The 18,499-nt window shown below is 61.8% G+C and carries 17 protein-coding genes; 10 read left to right on the plus strand and 7 right to left on the minus strand.

Translation table 11 applies throughout. The features are described 5' to 3' along the window. Positions 1–138 precede the first annotated feature (138 nt). Positions 139–2,199 (plus strand): transketolase, encoded by a 2,061-nt coding sequence (tkt, locus tag BLU46_RS02510; protein ID WP_093198110.1) that lies wholly within the window; start codon positions 139–141, stop codon positions 2,197–2,199. A 61-nt stretch (positions 2,200–2,260) separates the two neighbouring features. Here tkt and BLU46_RS02515 read toward each other — a convergent pair whose 3' ends face one another. The 7 genes from BLU46_RS02515 to BLU46_RS32745 form a co-directional block, all read right to left on the minus strand. Next, the gene (locus BLU46_RS02515; protein WP_093198113.1) at positions 2,261–3,022 is read right to left on the minus strand and encodes an SDR family oxidoreductase; all 762 of its coding nucleotides are present in this window, start codon (positions 3,020–3,022) and stop codon (positions 2,261–2,263) included. 43 nt (positions 3,023–3,065) lie between these two features. Further along, the gene (locus BLU46_RS02520) at positions 3,066–3,893 is read right to left on the minus strand and encodes a DMT family transporter (protein ID WP_063031092.1); all 828 of its coding nucleotides are present in this window, start codon (positions 3,891–3,893) and stop codon (positions 3,066–3,068) included. Positions 3,894–3,968: 75 nt separating this feature from the next. Continuing rightward, complete coding sequence (gene gcvA, locus BLU46_RS02525) at positions 3,969–4,874, minus strand: transcriptional regulator GcvA (protein ID WP_093198117.1); 906 nt, start codon at positions 4,872–4,874, stop codon at positions 3,969–3,971. 82 nt (positions 4,875–4,956) lie between these two features. After that, positions 4,957–5,325 carry an SMI1/KNR4 family protein gene (locus BLU46_RS02530; RefSeq protein ID WP_093198122.1) on the minus strand — a complete coding sequence of 123 codons (369 nt, stop codon included), beginning with the start codon at positions 5,323–5,325 and terminating at the stop codon, positions 4,957–4,959. Between the two features lie 46 nt (positions 5,326–5,371). Continuing rightward, positions 5,372–6,205 carry a suppressor of fused domain protein gene (locus BLU46_RS02535; RefSeq protein ID WP_093198126.1) on the minus strand — a complete coding sequence of 278 codons (834 nt, stop codon included), beginning with the start codon at positions 6,203–6,205 and terminating at the stop codon, positions 5,372–5,374. Between the two features lie 60 nt (positions 6,206–6,265). Next, positions 6,266–8,323: a methyl-accepting chemotaxis protein gene (locus BLU46_RS02540; protein WP_093198130.1), complete on the minus strand. Its 2,058-nt coding sequence runs from the start codon at positions 8,321–8,323 to the stop codon at positions 6,266–6,268. Positions 8,324–8,582: 259 nt separating this feature from the next. Next, entirely contained in the window at positions 8,583–8,759 is a 177-nt protein-coding gene (locus BLU46_RS32745; protein ID WP_157721258.1) for a hypothetical protein, read from the minus strand. 235 nt (positions 8,760–8,994) lie between these two features. On the opposite strand from BLU46_RS32745, the gene BLU46_RS02545 reads away from it, so the two are divergent. The 9 genes from BLU46_RS02545 to BLU46_RS02585 all read left to right on the plus strand — a co-directional run bounded on the left by BLU46_RS02545 (position 8,995) and on the right by BLU46_RS02585 (position 18,494). Further along, entirely contained in the window at positions 8,995–9,960 is a 966-nt protein-coding gene (locus BLU46_RS02545) for an amino acid ABC transporter permease (RefSeq protein ID WP_093198133.1), read from the plus strand. A gap of 15 nt (positions 9,961–9,975) precedes the next feature. After that, a complete protein-coding gene (locus tag BLU46_RS02550) occupies positions 9,976–10,740 on the plus strand; it encodes an amino acid ABC transporter ATP-binding protein (protein WP_093198136.1) in 765 nt (254 codons plus the stop codon). A 65-nt stretch (positions 10,741–10,805) separates the two neighbouring features. Beyond that, positions 10,806–11,636, plus strand: coding sequence for a transporter substrate-binding domain-containing protein (locus BLU46_RS02555; protein WP_093198139.1), 831 nt, complete (start codon positions 10,806–10,808; stop codon positions 11,634–11,636). An 81-nt stretch (positions 11,637–11,717) separates the two neighbouring features. Further along, positions 11,718–13,025: an NAD(P)/FAD-dependent oxidoreductase gene (locus tag BLU46_RS02560; RefSeq protein ID WP_063031108.1), complete on the plus strand. Its 1,308-nt coding sequence runs from the start codon at positions 11,718–11,720 to the stop codon at positions 13,023–13,025. 26 nt (positions 13,026–13,051) lie between these two features. Continuing rightward, positions 13,052–13,522 (plus strand): Lrp/AsnC family transcriptional regulator, encoded by a 471-nt coding sequence (locus BLU46_RS02565; protein WP_063031110.1) that lies wholly within the window; start codon positions 13,052–13,054, stop codon positions 13,520–13,522. A gap of 173 nt (positions 13,523–13,695) precedes the next feature. Then, positions 13,696–15,126 (plus strand): MFS transporter, encoded by a 1,431-nt coding sequence (locus tag BLU46_RS02570; protein ID WP_093198143.1) that lies wholly within the window; start codon positions 13,696–13,698, stop codon positions 15,124–15,126. Positions 15,127–15,278: 152 nt separating this feature from the next. Further along, the gene (locus BLU46_RS02575) at positions 15,279–15,800 is read left to right on the plus strand and encodes a winged helix-turn-helix transcriptional regulator (RefSeq protein WP_063031114.1); all 522 of its coding nucleotides are present in this window, start codon (positions 15,279–15,281) and stop codon (positions 15,798–15,800) included. 22 nt (positions 15,801–15,822) lie between these two features. Further along, positions 15,823–16,932 (plus strand): HlyD family secretion protein, encoded by a 1,110-nt coding sequence (locus tag BLU46_RS02580; RefSeq protein ID WP_093198147.1) that lies wholly within the window; start codon positions 15,823–15,825, stop codon positions 16,930–16,932. After that, positions 16,929–18,494: a DHA2 family efflux MFS transporter permease subunit gene (locus BLU46_RS02585; protein ID WP_093198152.1), complete on the plus strand. Its 1,566-nt coding sequence runs from the start codon at positions 16,929–16,931 to the stop codon at positions 18,492–18,494. The genes BLU46_RS02580 and BLU46_RS02585 overlap by 4 nt, the downstream gene beginning before the upstream one ends. Positions 18,495–18,499: the final 5 nt, after the last annotated feature.

Raw genomic sequence — 18,499 nt, forward strand, 5'->3', positions numbered from 1 at the left:
CATCCGATGGGCTCTTGTCATGTTTGAGATGAACCTGTCGCGTTTGCGCCCCGTTCGTCGCGGGGCAGACGATTTCATAAAACCTTTGGCGCAGGCTGCCCTCCACTGTAGATCGTCACCCGATGGAGAACAGGTTCCATGAATCACGCTGCCAACGCTGTCGACACCCAGTGCATCAACACTATTCGTACCCTCGCCATGGACGCTGTGCAGAAGGCCAACTCCGGCCACCCCGGCACGCCCATGGGCCTGGCGCCCGTCGGTTACACCTTGTGGAGCCGCTTCCTGCGCTATCACCCCGTGCATCCCGACTGGCCCAACCGTGACCGTTTTGTATTATCCGTGGGCCATGCCTCGATGCTGTTGTATTCACTGTTGCACCTGGCGGGCGTGGTGGAGATTGACGCCCACGGCAAGCGCTCCGGCCAGCCGGCCATCAGCCTGGACGACATCAAGCAGTTCCGGCAGATGAGCTCGAAAACCCCCGGCCACCCCGAATACCGCATGACCACTGGCGTGGAAACCACCACCGGGCCTCTCGGCCAGGGGTGCGCCAACAGCGTCGGCATGGCGATGGCCGAGCGTTGGCTGGCCAAGCGTTTCAACCGCGACGGCCAGGTGCTGTTCGACTACAACGTCTACACCCTGTGTGGCGACGGCGACATGATGGAGGGCATCAGCAGCGAAGCTGCGTCCATTGCCGGGCACTTGAAGCTGGATAACCTGTGCTGGATCTACGACAACAACACCATCAGCATCGAAGGTCACACCGAACTGGCCTTCAGCGAAGACGTGATCAAGCGTTTCCAGGCCTATGGCTGGCACACGTTGCACGTCACCGATGCAAACAACCTGCTGGCCCTGAGCGACGCCCTGAGCACCTTCCAGAAAAACACCGGGGCTCCGACGCTGATCGTCGTCGACAGCGTGATCGGCTATGGCTCGCCTCACAAACACAACACCGCGTCGGCCCATGGCGAGCCCTTGGGTGAAGAGGAAATCCGCCTGACCAAAGCGGCTTACGGCTGGCCCGAAGACTCAAGCTTCCTGGTACCGGAGGAAGCGCGTACGGTCCTGCGGGATGCGCTGCTTAAGCGCAGCAAGCCGCTGTATGAGCAATGGACCGAAACCCTGTCCCACCTCGAACAGTACGAGCCGGAACTGGCCGATGAGCTGCGCCGCATGCGTGCGGGCGAGATGCCCGAGCATTGGCAGGAGCAACTGCCGAGCTTTGCCGCGGATGCCAAGGGCGTCGCCAGCCGTGCCGCCGGTGGCGAGGTGTTGAATGCGTTTGCCAAGCAAATCCCGTGGCTGCTGGGGGGCTCGGCAGACTTGTCGCCGTCCACCAAGACCAACCTGACGTTCGACGACGCCGGGCGCTTCAGTGCCGAGAACTACGGCGGGCGCAACCTGCACTTCGGTATTCGTGAACATGCCATGGGCGCGATTGCCAACGGCATGGCGCTGTCGTACCTGCGGCCGTATACCTCGACCTTCCTCGTGTTCAGCGATTACATGAAGCCGCCGATTCGCCTCGCGGCGATCATGGAGCTGCCGGTGGTGTTCGTGTTTACCCATGACTCGATTGGTGTCGGCGAAGACGGCCCCACCCACCAGCCCATCGAACACCTGACCCAACTACGGGCCACGCCGGGCTTGCTGACCCTGCGCCCAGGCGACGCAAATGAAACCCTGGAAGCCTGGAAGATCGCCCTGGCCCAGACCCACCGGCCGACCTGCGTGGTGCTGTCGCGGCAGAATCTGCCGACCCTGGATCGCACGAAATACGCCGCAGCCTCGGGCACGTCCCGTGGTGCTTATGTGCTGGCCGCCGCCGATAAGCCCCAGGTGATCCTGATGGCCACCGGCAGTGAAGTCAGCCTGGCGGTGGAGGCCTATGAGCAACTGAAGTCTGAAGGCGTGGCGGCGCAAGTGGTGTCGATGCCGAGCTGGGAACTGTTCGAAGAACAGGACCAGGCCTACCGCGACAGCGTGCTGCCGCCAACAGTGAAGGCACGGCTGGTGGTGGAACAGGCGGGCCCGCTGGGTTGGGATCGCTACGTAGGGCAGACCGGGGCCAAGGTGGTGATGAACAGCTTTGGCGCCTCGGCACCCTTGGTCAAGTTGCAGGCCAAGTTCGGCTTTACCCTGGAGAATGTGGTGAAGCTGGCGAAAGAGCAGATCAAGCTCAACAGCTGACCCGGCGCAAGCATGCCTGGCGTGGCCTACCGGGGGGAGCCTCGGTGCCACGCCCTGCTGCTCATTTACCGCCGGTGACATCCAGGAACGTACCCGTGATGAAGGACGCCTCGGCGCCTGCCAGCCACAGGATCGCCCTGGCCACTTCTTCAGGCTGACCGCCCCGGCCCATGGGGATCGAGTCTTTAACGCGATCAACCCGCCCCGGCTCTCCGCCGCTGGCGTGAATGTCGGTGTAGATATGCCCGGGGCGGATGCAGTTGACGCGTATTCCCTCCCTTGCAACTTCCTTGGCAAACCCGATGGTGAAGGTCTCAAGCGCGCCTTTCGATGCGGCGTAGTCGACGTATTCGTTGGGGCTGCCCAGCCGGGCGGAGGCCGACGAGATATTGATCACAGAACCGCCCCGCCCCTGGTGACGAAACGACATGCGCTTCACCGCTTGCTGGGCGCACAGCATCGGCCCGATCGCATTGACCGCGAAAATCCGCTGCATGCGCTCGAACGCCAGGTCCTCGACCCGGGATTGCAACGCGTTGATCCCGGCGTTGTTAACCAGTACATCGATGCGCCCGAACGCCCGATCTATCGCGGCAAATAACTGAACGACCTGCTCCGGGTTTGCGCTGTCTGCACGCACGGCCAAGGCCCGGCGCCCCGCCGCTTCTACATCCGCCACTACCGCGAGGGCAGCAGATTCGTCGGAAACGAAGCTGATCGCCACGTCATAACCTTGTGCGGCAGCCAGCCGCGCGGTGGCGGCGCCAACGCCACGGCTTCCACCCGTGATCAGAATCAGCGGTGCCTGCGGGACGGTATCCATTGAGCGAACCTTCATGTGGTGGTGGGAAATGCGTTATCTGTCCTCAGCCGATGAGGAGGGTGCCGGTGGCGATCACCACGCACGCCAATACCTTGCGCACCGTCAGTGTCTCGCCGAGAAAGAAATAGCCAATCAGCGCCGCAAACAACACGCTGGTCTCGCGCAACGCCGACACCGCGCCCATGGGCGCACCGGCCATGGCGTAGATGATGATTCCGTAGGCCAGGAGCGACACCAGCCCGCCGGCGAACGCCGTGAAGAATCCGGGCCGCACGCTGAACAAACTCTTGGCCCCGCGCAGGCCGATGTACACCGCCGGCATCAGCACACCCCACAGGGCGCACATCCATACGGTGTAGGCCACGGGAGCGCCGGAAAGGCGTGCGCCGATGCCGTCTGTCACGCTGTAAGCGGCAATGAAACAGCCGGTGCCCAGGGCATATGGCAGGCTGGGCACGGCCAGGCGACGGCCCCTGAACGCCAGTGAAATAATCCCGCCAGACACCAGAGCAATGCCCAGCAGCGCGCTGGCCGACACGCTCTCCCCGGCAAACACTGCGGCGCCAAGGGTGATCAGGACCGGCGAGGAGCCCCGTGAAATCGGATAGGTTTGCCCCAGGTCGCCCACCTTGTAGCTGCGCACCAGGAACAGGTTGTAGCCCACATGCAGTACCGCTGACAGCACCACATAGAACCAACTGGCTGGCGCCGGCACTTCCAGGAACAAGGCAGCGGCGCCACTGGCAATAGCGACCGCCAGGCACATCACCGTCATCGACCAGAGCCGGTCGGCGCCGCCACGCAGCAGCGCATTCCAACTGGCGTGCAGTAAGGCGGCGAACAGGACCAAGAGAATGATGTGATAAGGCATGCGCTAATCCTAAGCAAACCGGCGCGTTAACTGAAACGAAGTCTCCTCATTGAAGAATGAGCAAATCCTCATGCTTTATTCGTAGGCGAGTCCGGCGTTTACCGCTTCCTGCATCAACCAATCACGAAAGCTGACGATGTGAGGCTGGGATTCGAGCCCTTTGGGGCACACAAAATAATAGGCGACCGGGGATGGGAACGGCACATCGAACAGCTTGACCAGGCTGCCGTCGCTCAGCTCTGACTCCACATGCCCACTGCGCGCCAATGCGATGCCCTGGCCGAGCAAGGCGGCCTCGATCGTCATGTTGGTATCCGGAAACCTGACACTCTCATTGAGTGGCGAAATCGCCAGCCCGACGTGCTGGAACCACACTTCCCACTTCGGCACCAGGTCGGCGCCGTCGCGCATCAGCAAGGGATAGCGCAGCAATTCGGCTGGCGTGTTTGGCCGGCCAAAGCGCTTCAACAGATCGGGACTGGCCACTGGGAAAATCTGCTCGCGGAACAGGAACTCCGAGTAAAGCGCCGGGTAATTCCCGTTGCCCAAGCGGATCGCAACATCAGCCTCCACGCTGGAGAAGTTGATGATCTTGTCGCTGGAGTCCAGCGTGACCAGTATTTCCGGATGCCGCTGGGCCAGGCTCGGCAAACGTGGCAGCAGCCATTTCAGCGCGAAGGAATAGGTGGTGCTGACCTTGAGCCGCACCCTGCCCTTTTGCTCCCGCAGGTCCGCGAGTGTGGCCTCAAGGTTCATGAAGAACTCGCGCACGATGGGCGCAAGGGCTGCGCCGGCAGGTGTCAGGCTGAGTGACTTGCCCCGCTGGAACAGCTGCAATCCCCAGAGTTCTTCGAGGTGCTTGAGTTGATGGCTGACGGCACTTTGGGTGACGTGCAGCTCTTGCGAAGCAGAGGTGAACGTGGTGTGCCGAGTCGCAACCTCAAAGGCGCGCAATGTCGAGGTGGGTGGCAGGTCTCTCATGGCATTGCTTCCCGGGCGGGCAATCGTTTATGAGTTAACACTCATGATAGAGCATTCCATTCACTCGTCGAAAGCTGCCCGCTTATTCACATGCCACACACACCTGCTGGAACCACGCCGAAAAATTCGGCCAGCGCTCATTCGTCGGGCCATTGTGCGACCAATACCGAACCTGCCCTGTCTGCGACACGCAGAAGTAGTCGCCGTTTTCTTCAATGAACGGCAGCCACTCCTTTGGCACCCCCATTTGGTTCCAGGCAACCTGAGCGATTTCGAACAAGTCCAGATGGCTCGTGCCCGGCAGGATCACGGCCGGCTCGAACGTCGCATTGGCCACATCGCTGCCGCCCTTGAGGAACTCGATATACGCCGCAGGGAACGGGAAGTTCAGGTTGCTCGCGGCCTTCTCGATTTCAGCATCGGTTGGAATACGGAACGGATCGGAGGTCATTGAAAAGGTCTCTGGCTCGTCGAACGGGAGAGCGCTTCTACCGGCCTCATACCACGCTGGCCCGACGAAGGCTGCTGGTGTGCCCGATGCCAGCAGCCTTCAGGCGGCTGACCAGATCTTCCCGTGCTTCGCGCCCGCCGGTGCGCACGTATTCCAGCTCGGACGCGGTGATCAATACCACGGGAACCAGCCTGACCGGGGACAGCGGCATGTCGTCCAGGCGGGTCGGGAAGTCCGGATCAGGGCCGCCCAACAGCACGCCCGTGGCATCGTCCTCGGTGACGAACAGAGGCGGCAGCTGATCGCTCATGTGGTGCGACTGGCTGAACCCGGGCAGCTCCAGGGACAACACACCGTGGCGGTCCAGTTGATGGGTAATGCCGCCGGCGTTCGCCACGGTTTTTGCGACGTGCTCGATCAGCTCAAACGCCCAGCTCTGCTTTAAAGGATCAATCTCCCCTAACACACCCCGGGCATGTTCGGGGATATCGGACGTCTCCAGGAACAGCTCCATTTCGAAGCCATTGCCCAACCCCTCGGCGTCATCGAAAGGGTCTGACAGGCCGTCCGTGGCGAGCACGATGGCATGGTCCCGGCGAACCACCCGGTACGCCTGGCGGGTCGACGGCCAATCAGGCCCACCGCTGAAACTCGGGCTGATGATGTACGAGAGCACGTCCCGCTCAACAGTACCTACCGTTTGCCAATGGCGATCCAGGCATTGCGCGCTGGCCATGCAAGCGGCGTGGTTCGCCGCCTCTGCTTCGGTCAGGTCGTCGTAATTGAGCTTTTGCGCGGCGGTTTCGGGTGATGCCACGGGCTCGGGCGACTGGGGCTCAGGCGTGTTCCGTGCCCCGAAGAGCTTCTTGAAGAAATTCATCTGCGTTCCTTGCTGGGCTGTAGGGAGCTGAATACCACAGTTTGCCCCGCCAACACACCCTCAACCCAGCTGGAACCGCGCCGTGTTATCGCTCAATGCCCGACTGCCCTTGCTCAACATATCCGCCGCCTGATTCACCGCCCGCGCGCCATCGAGCAAGCGCCCGGCGGCCTGGTCAACCTGCTGGATATTGCCGCTCACTTCATCCGCCGTCGCCGCCTGCTCTTCAACCGCCGTGGCGATCTGCGCCAGGGTGTCAGTGACGCTCTGCACCGCGCTAGCGATCTCGCCCAACCGATGGCCCAAGCCCGTGACGGACTCGGCATCGGTCACCGCCTGCTCACAGGCCGCGCCCATCAGGGTGACCGCCTGGCTCACCGTCGCGCGCAAGCTGTCGACCGTCCCGGCGATCTGCGCCGTGGAGGCCTGGGTGCGTTGGGACAGGCTGCGCACCTCATCGGCCACCACCGCAAAACCCCGCCCCTGCTCACCGGCCCGCGCCGCCTCGATGGCGGCGTTCAGCGCCAGCAGGTTGGTCTGCTCGGCGATACCGCGAATGGTGTCGACCACCGACTGGATCTGCTGGCCCTGCTGGCTGACGCGTTCCAATGCATCGGAGGTGTCGGTCAGGCGCTGGTTGAGTTGCTGGATACTGGCGGTGGTGCGTTGGCTGTCGCGGCTGCTGTCTTCGGCAATCTGCCGGGTTTTCTGCGCACTGCCGGAGGCCTGCTCGCAGCTCTTGGCGACCCCCATGGAGGTCGCGGCCAACTGTGTGGCGGCCGCTGCAATCTGGCTGATCTGCTGTTGCTGGTCTTCCACTTCGGTCAGCGTGCTGCCTGATTGTGAATTGAGGGTCAGCACCGCAGAGCCCAACTGCTGCGTCTCGTGATTGACCCCCAGCAAGCTGGTGCGCAACTGCACCACGGCGACGTTGAGCGCGGTGCTGATGGCCGCCAGTTCATCACGCCCTTCCACCGCCACTTCCACGCACAGATTGCCGTCACGCAGGGATTCGGCCAGGGTGGTGATGCCGCTGGCGCTGCGGCGGATCGATGCCTGCAAGCACACGAACAGGTACAGCGCTGCCAGCGCCAGCACGCTGAATGTCACCGCCACTGGGATGAATTGCTTGAGCGAGCTGTCGCGGTAGTAACCCAGCCGCGCGTCCAGCGAGGTCAGCGACTGTTTACGCAACGCGCCGAGGGTGCCGAGCATGCCATCCACACTGCGTTCGAAGCCGGTGGTATCGAGCTTAATGGTGCCGCCGAACACGCCTTCGTCCAGGGTCTTCAGTTCGTTGTCCAGCAGTTGCAAGCTGTCGTCGTATTGCGCGATCCAGGTTTGCAGCCCCGGGTATTGCTTGGCCTTGAGAGATGCGGCGGCCTTGACCAACTGGTCCCTTGCATCGCCGATGCGGCCGCGCAAGTCACGCATCTGCAAACGGCTTTGCAGGGTGAACTGCCCCGATGCGATGGACGACTGCCCGACGCTCGCCATGCGCCCGATACGCTCGATCAGGTCAGGTGTTTGCTGGGTGGAAATCTGCATCAGCAAATAGGTTTCAAGCCACGGGTCGAGGATCAAACCGGTGTCCATGGTGATCTGCTCGCGCAGGGTTTGCATCGCGCTCAATGCGGAAGTGAAGCGGTCGTAGCCGTCCGGCCACCAACCCACGGTGCGCAGGGATTGGGAGTCCATGCCGGTGACCGAAGCCTTTAGGGCTTCGAAGCGAGCGAGGGTATCAGCGCTGGCGTTCTGGGCTTTCAGGGCCTCGCCCAGGGCCTGCACGCTTTGCAGGATCAGCGGAAAATTGGTGTCCACGGCCGTCATTGCGGCTTTGGCGGCGGGTGTCTGGTCGTGGAGGATGTCGGCGGCTTTCCAGCGTGCGGCCAGGTTGCGCTGGGCGGTCAGCTGGGCGTCCAGGGCATCCAGGGCCAACAGTTCGCGCACGCCGGATTGCTCATTGGAAATCACCGTCTGCTTGGTGCGGTACTCCTGCGCGATCATCCACAAGCTGCCCGCCAGGGGCAGCATGAACAGAAAAAACAGGATCTGGAACTTGCGCGCGAATCCAAAACGTCCGAGCAGGCGGATTCCTGGCGACAAAAGGCTTTGCATGTCCGACGACTCCTAGAACCACTCGCCTGTGCGGCGAATCAAGCTTTGAAATGACTGACGGCAAAATGCCATGTCATTGATTAAGCTGGCTCAAGCAAGAAACGGACCGCTGGTGGTAAGCCCGCAGATACGCGGGCCGTCGTTCAAAAAACGCGGTGCCGTGCGCGAAAATGGGGCGAAAGCACTCAGCGCCGGTGGCAGAACGGTAACCGTCTGACGTGAGGGCAGACGACAACCTGTGGCGAGGGAGCTTGCTGAATCAGGATTGCCGACTGGCAATCACCAACACCCTCTCCAGCATCCGGTCACAGGGCTCAGGCTGCGCAACGCTGATGAACTCGTCAGGCTTGTGCCCTTGGTCCGGCGCCAGGTTCGATTCGCGGCTGGTGGTGTCGATGCTGACCAGTTGCGCCAGCAGGTCACGACTGCGGCTCATCGATCATCTAACGGCACCGCGTAGCCCGGCGCGCTTTGCGGGTTGATGGCGCGCTCGTAGTGAAAACTCCTCCAAGCGACAACTGCAGGAAGACTCTCGCAGATGTACGGCTCTCCTCCCCTCATACGCCCATAAAAACCGCAAATCCCAACAATCCGCAGGGTGCCGCCCGGCATTTCGCCAACCCATAATGAACCCACAACAATAAAGGGGCTCACCCCGGGGCGCGTAAGCCATGTACAAAGACCATATCGTCAAGACCCGCATGACGGACAGCGCCGTATTCATGGGCGTGGTCGCCGTGGTGATTTTCGTCATCACGCTGGCGTGCGGCGTGGGCGAAGGCCGCCTTGCCCACTTGATGGGCCCCATCGTTCTCGACCTGTCGGCCCCGCTGGCGCGTGACATTGCGGTGGGCGGCACGTTTACCCTCACGGTGGTGCTCAACCTGTTCATCCTTGGCCGGTTTCCCTTGCGCGCACAGATCATTACGGTGTGGTGCGAGTTGCTGGTGCTGTTCCTGTTGTTCTTCGACACCTTCAACCTTTCCTACAGTTTCATCGCGACCAAAATCGGCTTCATGATTACCCAGGGGGTGTTCACCACCGTCTACGTGTCGGCAATTTCCATTGCGATTGCGTTCGTGCTGGCCTTGCTGGGCGCCACCGCGCGCTTGTCTTCCAACGGCTTCGCGATTGCGATTGCCAGCTTCTACACCTCGTTTTTTCGCGGTGTCCCGCTGCTGATCCAGATCTACCTGATTTACCTCGGCATCCCTCAACTCGGTTATGTCGTCGGGGCTGTTCCGGCAGGGATCCTGGCGCTTTCGCTGTGTTATGGCGCCTACATGACGGAGATCTTCCGTGCAGGGATCAGCAGTATCTCGCGGGGTCAGTGGGAAGCTTCGCGGGCGATTGGCCTGAATCCGTTCCAGACCATGACTCGGGTGATTCTGCCGCAGTCCATGCGCCTGATCATTCCGCCGACGGGCAATCAGTTCATCTCGATGCTCAAGGACAGTTCGCTGGTGTCGGTGATCGGGGTCTGGGAGCTGATGTTCCTGGCGCGAACCCAGGGACGCGCCGAGTTCCGTCACCTGGAAATGCTGATCACCGCCGCCGTGCTGTATTGGCTGCTGTCGATCGTGCTGGAAACCGTTCAGGCCCGCCTGGAAAAGCACTTCAACCGCGCCCATCGCTGAATCAGGAGCATGACGATGAATCAGCCCTCCGTAGTCCCTGCTCCATACCCTGCGATATCGATCCAGGACATGCACAAATGGTATGGCGATTTTTATGTGCTAAAGGGCATCGACCTGCACATTGCCAGCGGTGAAATCGTGGTGGTGTGCGGGCCGTCGGGTTCCGGCAAATCCACGTTGATTCGCTGCCTGAATCTGCTGGAAGACTTTCAGAAAGGCCACGTGTTCATTGAGGGTACCGAGCTGACCCGTGATGCCGCCTGTGTGGCTGGCATACGCCGCCAGGTCGGCATGGTGTTTCAACAGTTCAACCTGTTCCCGCACATGACGGTGCTGGAAAACCTGATGGTGGGGCCGCGCCTGGTGAGCAAGCTCAGCGAGCCCCAGGCGCGCGAACTGGCCCATGAATACCTGCACCGGGTGCGCATCGGGGACCTGGCCGACAAATACCCCAGCCAACTCTCGGGCGGCCAGCAGCAGCGCGTCGCCATCGCCCGCGCCCTGTGCATGCGCCCGCGCATCATGCTGTTCGACGAGCCCACGTCCGCCCTTGACCCGGAGATGGTCAAGGAGGTGCTGGACGTGATGGGCGAACTGGCCCAGGACGGCATCACCATGGTCTGCGTCACCCACGAGATGGGGTTTGCCCGGCGAGTTGCCGACCGGATCATCTTCATGGACCAGGGTTGCATCATCGAGCAAGCCAAACCCACCGAGTTTTTTGACAACCCGCAGCACGAGCGTGCCCGGAAGTTTCTGTCGCAGATTCTCAGCCACTGAGAAGCATCGTCGGACATCGACCAAAACAACAAAAATCCGCATTCACGATATCTGGAGGCTTACCCATGATCTCGCTCACTCGCTTCGTCGCAGCAGCCGCTGTCGCCACCGCTCTCACAAGCACCGCCTGGGCGGGTTCAACCCTCGACCGTATCCATGAAACCAAGGTGCTCAAGGTAGCCACCTCGGCCAACTGGCCACCGCAATCGTTCCTGGGCCCGGACAATCAGCTGCAAGGCTTTGATATCGATGTCGCCAGCGAAATCGGCAAGCGCCTGGGCAGCAAAGTCGACTTCGTGACGCCCGAGTACGGGATCATCACTGCCGGGCGCTGGTCGAATCGCTGGGACTTGTCGGTGGGCTCCATGACGCCGACCACCGAGCGCACCCGAGTGCTCGACTTTCCCGCGATCTACTACTACACGCCGTATGTATTCGCCGTGCACAAGGACGCTGCGGGGACGAAGTTGGCCGACCTGAACGGCAAGATTATTGGCGTCGAAGCCGGTACAACGTCGGAGGACTATATCAATCGTCGCCTCAAGATCGACGCCGCCGACGTGCCGCCATTTACCTATGACGTAACACCCGGTGAGGTTCGCACCTACGGCGACAGCATGGGCCCGCTGGATGATCTGCGCATGGGTAACGGGGTTCGCCTGGACGCTACCTTGTCTGCGCTTCCCACCATCGTCGCGGCCATCAAGAATGGCTATCCCGTCGTCAAAGTGGAAGGCAAGCCTGCCTACTACGAACCCCTGGCCATCGCCGTGGACAAGGGTGATGAGGCGTTCAACAGTGCGCTGACCAAGATCGTCACCGACATGAAAGCCGACGGCACGCTGAAGCAGCTGTCTGAAAAGTGGTACGGCGCCGACCTCACCCAAGTGCAATAAAACAAGCATTGGCCTACCAGGCGCCCGTCCTCGACGTGGCGCGCTGTACGCCTGCGCCGCGAAAAAAGGACGACGGACTTCATGTACACCTATAACAACAATTACTACACCGCCACGATGCGCGAGACGACTGAACGTGGGGCGCTGTGTGGCAATGCCCAGGCCGATGTCTGCATCATCGGCGCGGGGCTGGCGGGGTTGAGCACCGCGTGGGAGCTGGTCTCACGCGGGCAGTCCGTGGTGCTGCTGGATGCCGGGCGTGTGGCCTGGGGCGCCTCGGGACGTAACGGGGGCTTTGTGCTTCAGGGCTGGTCGGAAGGGTTGTCCTCCATCGAGCGGCGCTGCGGTAAACCCACCGCTGCCGCGCTGTTCAAACTGTCGCTTGAAGGTGTCGATATTGTTCGAGACATGATCACCCATCATCAATTCCCAGGCTGTACGCCAACCCCTGGAAAACTGAGCGTGGTTCGCTACGAAGACGGCGATAACCTCCAGCGCATGCGCGACAAAATGGCGGCGGATTTCGACTTTCACCTCGAGTACCTGGATCGCCAGGCGGTGCGTGAAAAGCTCAAGACCGAGCGGTATTTCCAGGCCCTGCGCGACAGCCATGGCTTTCACTTCCACCCGTTGAACTATTGCCTTGGCCTGGCCCTGCTGATCGAAGGCAGCGGCGGTAAAATTCATGAACGGTCGCCCATGATCAGCGTGGAGAGCCGCAACGGGCGACACCGGGTCATCACTGACCAGGGCACTGTCGATTGTGCCCATGTGGTGTACTGCTGCGGCGGCTATGGCGGGCCGGAGTTCGGCAAGTTACGCCGCGCCTTCCTGCCGATCGCGACCTATGCGGTGCTGACCGAGCATCTGGGTGATCGCCTGGTAGAGGCGGTGCGTACCACCGATGCCGTGGGTGATAACCGCCGGGCCTCGGATTATTACCGCGTCGTCGAGGGCGACCGCCTGCTCTGGGGCGGGCGTATCACCACCCGGAACCTGCAGGATGAAAAACGCCTGGGGCAGTTGCTGACCCAAGACATCCTCGACGTTTATCCGCAATTGCGCGGCATCAAGATCGACAAAGCCTGGTCCGGGCTGATGGGCTATGCGCGGCACAAAATGCCGCACATTGGCCCGCTCGGGCAGGGATTGTGGACATGTACATCATTTGGTGGCCATGGTATGAACACCGCGCCGATTGGTGGACGCGTCATCGCTGAAGCGATCTGCGGCGAAACCGATCGCTACCGCCTGTTCGATGCTTATGGCCTGGAATGGAACGGCGGCCCGCTGGGCCCGGCGGCCGCACAAACGGTTTACGCCGGCCTGAAGATGATGGACATGTTTCAGGAAAGGCGTTCGCAACACAGGGCAACTCATAAGAACTAAAACCCAGCGAGGTCAAGGACATGTCCATGGATACGCACAATCCCGGTCCACTGTTTAACCTCACCGACAAGGACCGGCAATTGCTGGGCCTCCTGCAAGCCAACGCCCGCGAACCCACCGCGTCATTGGCCCGCAAGCTCGGCGTCTCGCGCTCTGCGGTGCAGGAACGGATTACCCGCCTGGAAAAGGCGGGTGTCATCACCGGGTACAGCGTGCGCATCGACCAGGACCGGCTGCAGCAGACGGTTACCTGCTTCACCATGACCTCCTGCACCAACAAGAGTTACACCGATGTCATGACGTCCCTGCGCAAGATGGACGCCGTGCAGGCCGTGTATGCGGTCTCAGGCGAGTCCGACTTCATCATCCATCTCGCCACCTCCACCTTGAGCGAGCTCAACGCCGAGCTCACCCGGATCAACATGATCAAAGGCGTGGCGCACACCGCGTCTCATATCGTGATGGAAACCAAGTTCAGCCGGAAATTGACGGTGTGAGCCTTGGGAAACGCTTCGTCTCCACGAACGGCTTCAACGCCTGACACGTCACTTCTTGCAAAATATTTCGCCTCGCCTCAATATTCAAAGCTAAAACTTGGTTAATTAACGCCAAGCCTGACACCCATGCCATCCGCCGGGCTCTACCGCGAATGCAGTTCAAGGAATCGTTGATGCAAACCCAAGACAGCAGTTGGGGCGAGTTGCTCCGGGGCAAAAACGCCACCCGCTCCATCGCGCTTTCAGGCGGCATTGCGCTGTATGCCACCAACACCTACATCGCCACCACCATCCTGCCGTCGGTGGTCGCAGAAATCGGTGGCCTGGAGCTCTATGCGTGGAGTACCACCTTGTATGTGGTGGCCTCGATCCTGGGTTCGGCCCTCACCTCCAAGCTGTTGCAGCGTACCGGTCCACGGCAGGCGTATGCCGTGGCCACCCTGGTGTTCATGGCTGGTGTGCTGATCTGCGCATTGGCGCCGAGCATGCCGGTGATGCTGGCGGGACGCTTTATCCAGGGCTTGGGCGGCGGGGTTCTGTTGGCGCTGTGTTACTCCATGATCCAGCTGGTGTTCGAAGAACGTCTGTGGCCTCGGGCAATGGCCTTGGTATCGGGCATGTGGGGCGTGGCGACGCTCGTCGGGCCAGCGGTGGGTGGTGTGTTTGCGGAAATGGACGCCTGGCGTTTCGCCTTCGGCTCGATGGTCCCGGTGAGCCTGGCGTACATGGTGCTCACCAGCCGTGCGCTGCCCCCACGGGACACCACCGTGACTGCCACCGCTCGTTTACCGGTGCCGCAGTTGGTGCTGTTGGCCGGCGCGGTGTTGGCGGTGTGTGCGGGCAGCGTCTCGTCGCTGCCAAGTTGGAACCTGCTGGGCATCGCGACCTGTGCGGTGCTGGTGTGGCTGCTGATCCGCAAGGAATCCAAAGCCACAGTGCGTCTTTTGCCCCGAGATGCGCTGAAATTCAGCACCCCGCTCTGCGCGCTGTACGCGACCACGTGTTTGTTGGTGATCGGCATGAGCAGCGAGATTTTCATGCCGTATTTTCTACAGCACCTGCATGGCCAGTCACCATTGGTCGCCGGTTACATGGCGGCGTTGATGGCGGCCGGTTGGACCGTCTCGGAAATCCTCAGCTCTGGCTGGACCGGCCGCGGTCCACACCGCGCCATTATCGCGGGGCCGCTGTTTATCGTGGCCGGGCTGGTGATGCTGGCAATCACTACACCAATCGCCGGTCACGGGGACTGGGCACTGTTGGCACCTATTTGCCTCGGGCTGTTCCTGGTGGGTTTCGGCATCGGCCTGGGCTGGCCGCATCTGCTGACGCGCATTCTGCAAGTGGCGTCGGAGCAGGATAAGGACACGGCGGCATCGTCGATCACCACCCTGCAACTGTTCGCCATGGCCATGGGCGCAGCATTGGCGGGGGTGATCTCGAACATGGCGGGCATCAATGACGTGGCGAGTGATGCCGGCGTCGCCAATGCGGCACGCTGGTTGTTCGCCGTGTTTACCCTGGCACCGATGTTGGCGTTGGTCATGGCGCTGCGGGCAACACGGACGAAGGCCTGCGTAGGGGAAGAACTGACGGTGCTTTGAGACTGAAAATCCGCTGACGCCTCCTTTGAAAAAGCCCTGCCTGTCAGGGCTTTTTTGTGCGCGTAAAAATTTTTCACCGAGTTACTTTCATTATGAAATCCACTGTGCAATATTACTAACGTAATATTTAGCAACAGATCCCGGAGCCCCTCATGAAGAAAGCCAGCTTCCAGCCCATGCCCTGCCCGGTCGCCCGTGCCCTGGAGCACATCGGCGATGGCTGGAGCCTGTTGATCCTGCGTGATGCGTTCTACGGGCTGCGCCGTTTCGACGAGTTTCTCCAGAGCCTCGGGATTGCCTCGAACACCCTGACCCGCCGCCTCAACGCGTTGGTGGCCGGTGGCTTGCTGGAACGGCGACCGTATCAGGACAACCCGCCGCGCCACGAGTACCACCTTACCGAAGCCGGTCGGGACTTACGCCAGGTCATCCTCACCCTGATGGCCTGGGGTGCGCGGCATGCGGAAGGCTCGACCAAGGTGTTTCTCGCCGATGAAGCCACCGGACGGCCCGTGACCTTGGCCTTGATGGACGCCAACACCGGTAAACCCATCACCCGCGAGGGCCACCGCGTACATGTCACCGCCGATGCCGAACCGCTGACCCTGTGGCGCGCACGAACCGGCCGGGCCTACGCGGAAAAAGACCAACTGGTCAGCCCCTTCCCCCACTAATACTCAACGAGGTCATTTCGCCATGGACGCTCAAGTCAGCGCTGTGCCCGAACCCACGAAAACTTCCCGGCGCAAACAGGCCCTGCGCCTTGGGCTGCTGACCCTGGCCGTGGTGGGCGGCGTCTGGTACGCCAACCACTGGTGGCTGGTCAGCCGGTTTATCGAAGACACCGATGACGCCTATGTGGGTGCAGACGTAACGGTAATCAGCGCTAAAGTGCCGGGCTATATCAGCGAAGTGGCCGTGCAGGACAACCAGTTCGTACGCGCCGGCGACGTACTGGCCCGCATCGATGTCCGCGACTACCGCACCGCCCTGGCCAAAGCCGACGGCGCCGTGGCCGCGCAACAGGCGACGCTCGCCAACCTGGACGCCACCGAACAACTGCAACTGGCGGTGATCAACCAGGCCAAGGCGCAGATCGACGCCACCGATGCCGAAGCGCAACGGGCCAGCGACGATCAGACCCGTTACCAGAACCTGGTGCGCAGCCAGGCCGTGTCGGTGGAAAGCGCACAACGGGTCAGCGCCGTGTGGAAAACCGCTCGCGCCGATCATTCCCGGGCACAGGCCGGGCTTCAGGCGGCCAACCGGCAAATCGACGTGATTGAAACCCAGCGCGGCCAGGCACGCGCAGCGCTGCAACAGGCCCAAGCCGAACGCGACCAGGCGCAGTTGAACATCAGCTATACCGAACTGCGGGCTCCGGTGGACGGCTACGTGGGCAACCGCCGCGCCCGGGTCGGTGCCTACGCCGCGGCGGGCAGCCAACTGATCTCGGTGGTGCCGGCGAAGGGATTGTGGGTGGATGCCAACTTCAAGGAAGACCAACTGGGCCGCCTGCAGATTGGGCAAAGCGTGAGCATCCGCGCCGACATCCTCCCGGGCCGTGAATTCCACGGCCACATCGAGAGCCTGGCCCCCGCCACCGGGGCGCAATTCAGTGTGTTGCCGCCGGAAAACGCCACCGGCAACTTCACCAAGATCGTGCAGCGTGTGCCGGTGCGCGTGCGGCTTGACAGCAACGACGCCGACTTCGGCGCCCTGCGCCCAGGCCTGTCGGTGATGGCGAAGGTCAATACCGATGAAGCGTTCGAGGACCAGGCCAGCGCCCTCAAGGCCCAGCTATGAACAGCCCGTTGCCCGCCCTCAGCACCGCGCAAAAGGTCGCGGCCTTCGCCACCATGTGCGTGGGCATGTTTATCGCCTTGATCGATATCCAGATCGTCTCCGCCTCCCTCAAGGACATCGGCGGCGGGCTATCTGCCGGTGCGGACGATACGGCGTGGGTGCAGACCGCCTACCTGATCGCGGAAATCATCGTGATCCCCATGTCAGGCTGGCTCTCGCGGGTGATGAGCACACGCTGGCTGTTCGCGGCCTCAGCGGCCGGTTTTACCTTGACCAGCCTGTTGTGCGCGATGGCCTGGAACATCCAGAGCATGATCGCGTTTCGCGCCTTGCAGGGGTTCCTGGGGGGCTCGATGATCCCGTTGGTGTTCACCACCGCGTTCATGTACTTCAACGGCAAGCAACGGGTGATCGCGGCCTCTACCATCGGCGCCATTGCATCCCTTGCGCCCACATTGGGCCCGGCAGTGGGCGGCTGGATCACCGACATTTCTTCCTGGCACTGGCTGTTCTACATCAACCTGGTGCCCGGCCTGTTCGTGACCTTTGCGGTGCCGATGCTGGTCAAGGTCGACCGCCCCAACCCGTCGCTGCTCAAGGGCGCGGACTATACCGGCATGGCGTTGATGGCGGTGTTTCTCGGCTGCCTGGAATACACCCTGGAAGAAGGCCCACGCTGGAACTGGTTCAGCGACAGCACCATCTCCACCACCGCCTGGATCGCCGCCATCAGCGGCGGGCTGTTTATCTGGCGCTGCCTGGAGATCAAGGAGCCGATCGTCGACCTGCGCGCGCTTCGGGATAGAAACTTCGCCCTGGGCTGCCTGTTTTCGTTCATCACTGGCATCGGCATTTTCGCCACCATCTACCTCACGCCGCTGTTTCTCGGGCGAGTGCGCGGGTACGGCTCACTGGATATCGGCCTGGCGGTGTTTTCCACGGGGGTGTTCCAGCTGCTGGCGATCCCGGTGTACGCGTTGCTGGCCAACCGCTTCGACCTGCGCTGGATTTTGATGTTCGGGTTGTCATTATTCGCCCTGTCGATGTGGGACTTCTCCCCCATCACCCACGACTGGGGCGCCAAGGAGCTGCTGCTGCCCCAGGCCATACGGGGTTTTGCCCAACAAATGGCAGTGCCGCCGGTGGTCACCCTGACCCTCGGCGCACTGGCCCCCGACCGACTGAAACTCGCCTCGGGGCTGTTCAACCTGATGCGCAACCTCGGCGGCGCCATCGGCATCGCCGCCTGCGCCACGGTGCTCAACGACCGTACCAACCTGCACTTCCTGCGCCTGGCCGAGCACCTGAACATCCGGAACGAGTCGATGAATGTGTGGCTTGACCAGCTTTCGGGAAATGCGCAGTTGCTCGGGCAAAACAGCCTGGACGCGAGCCAGTTTGCGCTGCATCAGCTGTGGGCGCTGACCTGGCGCGAGGCGCAGACGCTGACCTATGCGGATGCGTTCCTGATGATCATGGTGTGCTTTGTTGTCGCGGTGTTGCTGGTGCCGTTGATGCGCAAGGTGCAACCGCCGAAGCAGCCGTCTGCGGATGCGCATTGAATCGT

This window comes from Pseudomonas yamanorum (genome assembly GCF_900105735.1).
Taxonomy (GTDB): Bacteria; Pseudomonadota; Gammaproteobacteria; order Pseudomonadales; family Pseudomonadaceae; genus Aquipseudomonas; species Aquipseudomonas yamanorum.

What these genes read in the sequence shown, in the direction of transcription:
- BLU46_RS02555 (WP_093198139.1), top strand. Translation starts at nt 10,806, where the DNA reads ATGATCTCGCTCACTCGCTTCGTCGCAGCAGCCGCTGTCGCCACCGCT.
- BLU46_RS02530 (WP_093198122.1), bottom strand. Translation starts at nt 5,325, where the DNA reads ATGACCTCCGATCCGTTCCGTATTCCAACCGATGCTGAAATCGAGAAG.
- BLU46_RS02515 (WP_093198113.1), bottom strand. Translation starts at nt 3,022, where the DNA reads ATGGATACCGTCCCGCAGGCACCGCTGATTCTGATCACGGGTGGAAGC.
- BLU46_RS32745 (WP_157721258.1), bottom strand. Translation starts at nt 8,759, where the DNA reads ATGAGCCGCAGTCGTGACCTGCTGGCGCAACTGGTCAGCATCGACACC.
- BLU46_RS02565 (WP_063031110.1), top strand. Translation starts at nt 13,052, where the DNA reads ATGGATACGCACAATCCCGGTCCACTGTTTAACCTCACCGACAAGGAC.
- BLU46_RS02550 (WP_093198136.1), top strand. Translation starts at nt 9,976, where the DNA reads ATGAATCAGCCCTCCGTAGTCCCTGCTCCATACCCTGCGATATCGATC.
- BLU46_RS02560 (WP_063031108.1), top strand. Translation starts at nt 11,718, where the DNA reads ATGTACACCTATAACAACAATTACTACACCGCCACGATGCGCGAGACG.
- BLU46_RS02535 (WP_093198126.1), bottom strand. Translation starts at nt 6,205, where the DNA reads ATGAATTTCTTCAAGAAGCTCTTCGGGGCACGGAACACGCCTGAGCCC.
- gcvA (WP_093198117.1), bottom strand. Translation starts at nt 4,874, where the DNA reads ATGAGAGACCTGCCACCCACCTCGACATTGCGCGCCTTTGAGGTTGCG.
- BLU46_RS02540 (WP_093198130.1), bottom strand. Translation starts at nt 8,323, where the DNA reads ATGCAAAGCCTTTTGTCGCCAGGAATCCGCCTGCTCGGACGTTTTGGA.
- BLU46_RS02570 (WP_093198143.1), top strand. Translation starts at nt 13,696, where the DNA reads ATGCAAACCCAAGACAGCAGTTGGGGCGAGTTGCTCCGGGGCAAAAAC.
- tkt (WP_093198110.1), top strand. Translation starts at nt 139, where the DNA reads ATGAATCACGCTGCCAACGCTGTCGACACCCAGTGCATCAACACTATT.
- BLU46_RS02575 (WP_063031114.1), top strand. Translation starts at nt 15,279, where the DNA reads ATGAAGAAAGCCAGCTTCCAGCCCATGCCCTGCCCGGTCGCCCGTGCC.
- BLU46_RS02545 (WP_093198133.1), top strand. Translation starts at nt 8,995, where the DNA reads ATGTACAAAGACCATATCGTCAAGACCCGCATGACGGACAGCGCCGTA.
- BLU46_RS02585 (WP_093198152.1), top strand. Translation starts at nt 16,929, where the DNA reads ATGAACAGCCCGTTGCCCGCCCTCAGCACCGCGCAAAAGGTCGCGGCC.
- BLU46_RS02580 (WP_093198147.1), top strand. Translation starts at nt 15,823, where the DNA reads ATGGACGCTCAAGTCAGCGCTGTGCCCGAACCCACGAAAACTTCCCGG.
- BLU46_RS02520 (WP_063031092.1), bottom strand. Translation starts at nt 3,893, where the DNA reads ATGCCTTATCACATCATTCTCTTGGTCCTGTTCGCCGCCTTACTGCAC.